This window comes from Saccharomonospora iraqiensis subsp. iraqiensis (assembly GCF_000430445.1).
GTDB classification, from domain to species: domain Bacteria; phylum Actinomycetota; class Actinomycetes; order Mycobacteriales; family Pseudonocardiaceae; genus Saccharomonospora; species Saccharomonospora iraqiensis.
Map to the genome: position 1 here is coordinate 1 of NZ_KE387049.1, position 1630 is coordinate 1630.

The 1630-nt window shown below is 72.9% G+C and carries 1 protein-coding gene and 1 pseudogene; both read left to right on the plus strand.

Translation table 11 applies throughout. The features are described 5' to 3' along the window. Nucleotides 1-223, plus strand: a pseudogene (locus ACTIR_RS26240) (hypothetical protein); the annotation flags it as partial. A 496-nt stretch (nt 224-719) separates the two neighbouring features. After that, on the plus strand, nt 720-1349 hold the full coding sequence (gene yczE, locus ACTIR_RS26245; RefSeq protein ID WP_034238236.1) for a membrane protein YczE: 630 nt from the start codon (nt 720-722) through the stop codon (nt 1347-1349). Nucleotides 1350-1630: the final 281 nt, after the last annotated feature.

The following is a 1630-nucleotide window of genomic DNA, read 5'->3' on the forward strand; positions in this document are numbered from 1 at the left end:
GGGCGCTCCGCAGAGCCCCGCCCCCGCCACCCCGGCCGCGTTCGCGGGCACCCAGGGTTTCGCGGCCTCCCCGCACGGGAACGCGGGCGGGCAGCGCACCGAGCACGCGATCCTGGCCGACCAGCCGACCGGAACCCAGTTGCGACTGCTCGGCGTCAGCCGGGAACACGGAAAGCGCGCGGTCGACACGGAGTCGACCCGTCCCATGACTTCACCCGACTGACGGATACCGATTCCGCCGGGCGCAGCGTGTCTTTTCAAGATCATTTTCTTCGCGTGCCCCGGTGAGCCTCCCGGTCATTTCGGCAGATTCCGTTCAGCAGGGGTTCGTTCTCGTGTCTTCGATGCTTCCCGTTCGACCGACCGCGCCCGGTCGTGACGGGTCCCGGTCCTGGTGCCGCGTTGCCCCCGCGGCACCGGGGCCCCCTGGTACGCGTCGGCTGTTCCCGCTCACCGCGCCGAGCCGGAACACCGCACCGACGCGGACCTGAGCCGCAGGGCCCGTTCCGGCATGGCGAGGGGCGATGCCGGGACCGGCCCGCGGCGGTCGTGCCCTCCCCCGGGCACGGCGACGAGCCGGTGCGCCGGATGCCACAACCGTCCTTTTCCCTGGAGTGACGGCACTACCTCGCATCCGGCGCACCGGCTCCTCCTCTTGCGGGCCAATTCGGCCCGGACCGGCTCTGGAGAGGCACCGCAGGCGGGGCGACAGTGGTTCCGTGACCTCCGCCGATCTGCGCCCGGTGCCCGTCACCACCGCCCCGGCGCGTCGACTCCCGCAACTGTTCGCCGGGCTGGTGCTGTACGGCACGAGCATGGCGATGATGACCCGCTCGGGCCTCGGTCTGAACCCGTGGGACGTGCTGCACGAGGGGATCGCGGGGCGTACCCCGTTGACCTTCGGCGCGGTGACCGCGGTCACCGCCGTCGGGGTGCTGGCGCTCTGGTTCCCGCTCCGGCAGCGCCCGGGTGTCGGCACCGTCGCCAACGTGCTCGTCATCGCGGTCACCGTCGACGTGGTGCGGTGGGTCCTGGCCGACGCGCGGTCGCTGCCCTGGCAGGTCACCCTGCTGGTGGGCGGGATCCTGCTCAACGCACTCGCCACGGCGGCCTACGTCGGTGCCCGCCTCGGCCCCGGCCCCCGCGACGGACTGATGACCGGCCTCGCGGACCGGACGGGGCGGTCGGTCCGCCTCGTGCGCACCGGCATCGAGCTGACCGTGCTCGCCGTGGGCTGGCTGCTCGGCGGGACCGTCGGCGTCGGCACCGTCGGCTACGCACTCGCCATCGGCCCGCTCACCCAGTTCTTCCTCCCGCACCTCGTCTGGACCCCACGGGCACCGCACTGACGGAAATGGCCCGGTGACCGCTGACGGTGGCATGGTCTCCACCGGATCCGCCCCGCGCGAGGATCTCCGGGATGATCCCTGATGTCCGGGGTGTGCCGTCCGGGACACACTGACTCCCATGGGGAGACCGGGGAGATCAGGGCATCCGGGAGGTGACGCTCCCGGGGACACCGACGAGCTCGGACGCAGCACCGAATGCGCCGACACCGGGACGGAGGTGGCCGCCGCGACCGACGCCGCGTCGACCGCCGCCCCCTCGTCCACCACCGCCCCCGCTGCCG